The 4,879-nt window shown below is 48.1% G+C and carries 5 protein-coding genes; 2 read left to right on the top strand and 3 right to left on the bottom strand.

Translation table 11 applies throughout. The features are described from left to right. Positions 1 to 172: 172 nt before the first annotated feature. Complete coding sequence (dprA, locus tag RIG66_RS34300) at positions 173 to 1,297, bottom strand: DNA-processing protein DprA (RefSeq protein ID WP_446384649.1); 1,125 nt, start codon at positions 1,295 to 1,297, stop codon at positions 173 to 175. Between the two features lie 347 nt (positions 1,298 to 1,644). On the opposite strand from dprA, the gene RIG66_RS34295 reads away from it, so the two are divergent. Then, positions 1,645 to 2,730, top strand: coding sequence for a Fe(3+) ABC transporter substrate-binding protein (locus tag RIG66_RS34295; protein WP_446384648.1), 1,086 nt, complete (start codon positions 1,645 to 1,647; stop codon positions 2,728 to 2,730). A gap of 156 nt (positions 2,731 to 2,886) precedes the next feature. Here RIG66_RS34295 and RIG66_RS34290 read toward each other — a convergent pair whose 3' ends face one another. After that, positions 2,887 to 3,852 (bottom strand): phosphoribulokinase, encoded by a 966-nt coding sequence (locus RIG66_RS34290; protein ID WP_446384647.1) that lies wholly within the window; start codon positions 3,850 to 3,852, stop codon positions 2,887 to 2,889. A 150-nt stretch (positions 3,853 to 4,002) separates the two neighbouring features. Next, positions 4,003 to 4,353 (bottom strand): 4a-hydroxytetrahydrobiopterin dehydratase, encoded by a 351-nt coding sequence (locus tag RIG66_RS34285; protein ID WP_446348170.1) that lies wholly within the window; start codon positions 4,351 to 4,353, stop codon positions 4,003 to 4,005. 191 nt (positions 4,354 to 4,544) lie between these two features. Here RIG66_RS34285 and RIG66_RS34280 point away from each other — a divergent pair, with 191 nt between their 5' ends. Next, positions 4,545 to 4,814, top strand: a complete 270-nt coding sequence (locus RIG66_RS34280; RefSeq protein ID WP_446384646.1) for a hypothetical protein — start codon at positions 4,545 to 4,547, stop codon at positions 4,812 to 4,814. Positions 4,815 to 4,879 lie beyond the last annotated feature (65 nt).

The raw sequence follows: 4,879 nt of genomic DNA, 5'->3' as shown, positions 1-4,879 counted from the left end.
TCATCCACAATGTTTTTTTCAAACAGGTTCCGTTTAATACATAGCTCCCCAACATTGCTCGCTTTCCCCCACACCCCACACCCCATACCCCACACCCAGTATCCTATCGTGGGTAATGTGGCTTAAGTTGACACCCATGCACGTCTGTGCGCTCCTACGATAAAATAATGATTCAATTTCGCCGATATAACATTCCCGGTAACTGCGACACTAACCCCTCTAATTCCAACTGCAACAAAACACCGGAAATCTCCGCTACTGTCATCCCCGTTTCCTGAACAATCACATCCAAAGGCGTCGGTTCAATCCCTAAAACCTGAAACACCTTTGCCAACTCTGGCGCTAACTTCGGCGTCGCTTTAACAGGTTCTGGCTCAAATAAAGATAACTGTTTACCTGTATCTAATTCCGGTATCGCTCCCAACATATCTAACAAATGCCCCTCACTCAAAATCACACTTGCCCCCCGATTCAATAATCCCAAACATCCCACCGCATTGGGATTATCTAACGAACCGGGTAACGCATACACATCCCGACAAAACTCATTGGCTTGATACGCCGTAATCAACGCCCCTGATTTTGTTGGCGCTTCCATCACTAAAACCGCCCGACTCAACCCCGCAATAATTCGATTGCGTTGGGGAAAGTGGGGGCGATTCGGCTTAGTTTCTGCTGGATATTCACTTAATACCAATCCCCCGTCTAAAATCGCCTCGTACAAGAGTTTATTTCTAGGCGGATAAATCACATCAATTCCTGTGCCAAAAACCGCTACCGTTCTCCCCCCCGCCTCTAAACATCCCTTGTGGGCTTCGGTATCAATCCCGGCTGCCATTCCAGATACTACAGTAAAGCCCTTTTTCGCCAGGGCTGCACTAATTTTCCGTGTCCAACGTTTACCATAATCCGTTGGTTCACGAGTTCCGACGATCGCAACCATGGGCTTCATCCCCTGATTTTCCTGCTGATCTACCTGTCCGCGATAGTACAATACGGGCGGCGGACTGGGAATCTCTAGTAATAAGCGGGGGTAGTCGGGATCAGTGGGTGTCCAGAAACAGGGATTTTTGATACAGTGTTGTTCCAGAAACTGTTGGGGATTGAGGTGCGATCGCGTCTTCTCCACAGCCTGAACCAATTGCCGCCCAAACCCCTCCACCTGACCCAATTCTTGCACTGGAGACGCCCAAGCCTCTGCTAACGTGTCAAAATGTTGCTGTAGGCGTCGCAGTAATATCGGTCCTACACGCGGGACTTGTGACCAAGCTAACCAATAAGCGCGATCGTCTGGCAATGGATTGTCCTCCCTATCAGTACATGTAGCACTACGAGGATACGTTAGGACATCAGTTTATCCCAAGAGGGAACAGGCAACACCTCGACTTCGCTCGGTGTGTCACAGGCAACAGGCAACAGTATCGTCAGGATAATTAGAACTCAATTAAGAATAAATTGCATTAACAGGTACAATAATCATCTATCCACTCCAGTGCAGCGTAATCAATCTGAGTGAACCCTGGGCAAATCAAGTCGCCCAATCCCAGATAGGCTCAGATAGTTAGCAATCTGGCAACGGGTCACAAAGGACAGCGATCGCGGCTCACTGGAACTCAACCCAAATCACAATAAGACTGGTCGTAGATGAAAATTACTAGACGTAGTATACTCGGACTTTGCTCTGGACTCGCTCTATTAGTCGTTGCTGGCTGTTCGAGTCCCGACGAACCCGCCGATACTGTAAGCACAGATAGCGCAGCCGATAACACAGCCGATGCGGGAGAAATTAACCTTTACTCCGCCCGTCATTATGACACCGATGATGCCCTTTACAACAACTTCACCGAAGAAACGGGGATTGAGGTGAACCTGATTGAAGGAGATGCGGATGAGTTGATTGAACGAATCAAGAGTGAAGGCGAAAACAGTCCGGCGGACGTATTAATTACCGTTGACGTGGGACGCCTATGGCGGGCGCAAGAGGAAGGCTTGTTGCAACCCGTTTCCTCAGAAACCTTAGAATCAGCCGTTCCCGCCAATCTCCGTGATCCCCAAGGCGAATGGTTTGGGTTATCCAAACGGGCGCGAATTATTGTCTATAACCAAGAGAATGTGCAGCCAGAGGAACTCTCCACTTATGAAGCCTTAGCCGAACCCGAATGGAAAGGACGAGTTTGCATCCGCAGTTCCGAAAATATCTACAACCAATCCTTAGTCGCCTCTAAAATCGAAGGCAAAGGAGAACAAGAGGCAGAAACCTGGGTCAAAGGCTTAGTGGATAACTTTGCCCGTCCCCCGGAAGGAAATGACACCGCGCAAATTAAAGCCGTAGCTGCTGGTCAATGTGATGTTGCGATCGTCAATCATTATTATGTAGCCCGTCTCAAAAAATCCGATGCGGCAGAAGATCAAGAGGTAGCGGAACAAGTGGGCGTGTTCTTCCCCAATCAAAGCGCCGATGGCACTCATGTCAACATCAGTGGTGGCGGTGTGGTTACCGATGCGCCGAACCAAGAGAATGCCGTTAAGTTTCTAGAGTACCTGGTGACGCCAGAAGCCCAGGAAATCTTTGCCAATCAAGCGAATGAGTATCCTGTCGTGACAGAGATGGAACCCAATCCTGTTGTGGCTGACTTTGGCGACTTCAAAGAATCAGAGTTAGATGTCGTCAGTTATGGAGAAAAGAACCCAGAAGCGGTTAAGCTAATGGATCGGGCAGGTTGGAAATAATCCTAATCCTTTAATCCCCGTGGGGGAAGATGGGAAAGTTGTAAGTGTGTAGGGGCGGGTTTCACGATTATCGTTTTTTGCCCGCCCTGAAGTGACTAAACCCGCCCTCATCTTCACTCTCCCTTGGGAAAGCTTAGTTTTTGCCTGGGGGAAATTTCAGGTTAACGCGGGTTCACTGGACTGATAAAGATGAGCCGCTTTCAGCATATGATAGGTAATCAGCAATTGAGTTAACGCTAAGGGATAACTCTGAAGTGTTTCCCCTGTGGTTCCCGTAACCTTACCAATATTGGGATCACCTTCTAATGTGCAGTATTTACCCAAGTAAGGAATTTCACTACATAAAATCCGCTCTAATTCCCGTACCTGTTCCTCTGTCGCGTGACCGTCAACTTCCAGGACATCTACAGGTTTACCCATATCTCGGTCTAATTCGAGACGAATGGCTGTACTCAGATGGGATTTGCTGGGACTGAGGAGTCGGGTAAAATCTGGATGAGGAATCGTCGGTCTGAGAACTAACCGCACATTCAGCATTAAATCCCTCTGTTCGTCAGATAATTCGTCAGGAGGATAGAAACTGATGACAATATCTGACCACTTACGCTGGGGGCGGATAAATTCCTCCGAATCCGGTTCCCGTTTTCTCAACTGTTCGAGTACCTGTTCCTCCGTATACCCTCGCTTGCGCGTATCCCGCTTAACTTTCCACTCACTCCGCAGCGATTCTGGGGGGGCTAAAAATGCCTTGACATCAAAGCACTCACGCGCCAAACGAGTGGAATACCCGAGTAATCCTTCAACAATCACAAATCGTCGGGGTTGAATGTACTCCGGTGGTTCAAAGGTACCCGTGTTGTGGTTATAGATTGGTTTGAGAATCGATTGTCCCGTTCGCAGCAAACCCAGATGCTGCTGCATGATATCTAGATAGTTACAGTCAGGATGGAGGGCTGAAATCGCTTTTTGCGCCCGTTGCTGGCGATCATAGCGATGGTAATCATCGGTACAGAGGATGGTGACTTCATCTTCGCCCAATATTTGAGCAATTCCTCGTGTTAGCGTTGTTTTGCCAGCAGCGCTATCACCGACAATACCGAGGATAATAGGGCGATGAGTCATAGGTCTTCGATGATTATAAAATTAGGGAACTCCTGATTCGTATAATTCTAGGTGGGAAGGGGATATTTGTCATTCGTCATTCGTCATTCGTCATTCGTCATTCGTCCCCAGCTTCCCCAGCTTCCCCAGCTTCCCCAGCTTCCCTACACTTCAGCTTGCCATCTGACTAGCGATATCATCAGTCTTTGCCGCCATGATAAAGTCGTTTTTGTGTAAGCCGGAGATGGCGTGAGTCCACCAGGTTACAGTGACTTTACCATACTCGGTTAAAATAGCGGGGTGATGTCCTTGTTCCTCGGCAATTTCACCCACACGGTTGGTAAAGGCGATCGCTTCTTTGAAATCGGGAAATTCATAAGACCGTTCTAAGTGGGCTTCCCCTTCTGGCTGAATTAGGTTCCAGTCGGGAATTTCCGGTTTCAGTTGGGCGATCTCCTCTTGGCTAACGGGGGATGAATTCTTGGTGCAAGCCTCGCATTTTTGTTGGTTTAATTGAGCCATCGTGATTATCCTTGTAACTGCCATCACTTTCACATACCAACTTTGTCAGAGCATCTATCTGAGGAGGAATGCCACGCTTCATACCGACTACGAACCTAGCTTAGGAAAATTTTAGAAAGGGGGTGACACCCCTAATGCCAAAAATGATATAGTGTGATAGATAGATGCACCCTGATAATTGGGAGAGTCCTTTGAGTGGCTCTCTTTTTTATTGGTTATTGGTCGTCAGGAACCCCACGGCTATAGGTTCCGGGGACACCGAATTGCCCACACCTGACAGGTATCCCCTTTTGCCACGGCGATTTAAATCGCTGCTACACCAACTCTACGGGTACAAAGAGAAGCCAAAAACTGAAAAACTACTGATGAAAACCGCTGATCCACCTTTACCGATAGAAGCGATGGTGAAGGCTCCTGCGCTCTATAGCCAGGAGATGAAACCGAGCAAACCGTCTAGGTAGCGAATTTATTCGCCAGTCAAATAATCCGGATAACACTCAGCCAACACTGTAGTATAATATCAGTA

Origin of the sequence: Coleofasciculus sp. E2-BRE-01 (assembly GCF_040221695.1) — a bacterium.
GTDB lineage: Bacteria > Cyanobacteriota > Cyanobacteriia > Cyanobacteriales > Coleofasciculaceae > Coleofasciculus.
This window is presented reverse-complemented; position numbering and strand designations above follow the sequence as displayed.

Bases quoted from the DNA above. Each gene is read 5' to 3' on its own strand.
- RIG66_RS34295 (WP_446384648.1), top strand. From the start codon at position 1,645: ATGAAAATTACTAGACGTAGTATACTCGGACTTTGCTCTGGACTCGCT.
- RIG66_RS34290 (WP_446384647.1), bottom strand. From the start codon at position 3,852: ATGACTCATCGCCCTATTATCCTCGGTATTGTCGGTGATAGCGCTGCT.
- RIG66_RS34285 (WP_446348170.1), bottom strand. From the start codon at position 4,353: ATGGCTCAATTAAACCAACAAAAATGCGAGGCTTGCACCAAGAATTCA.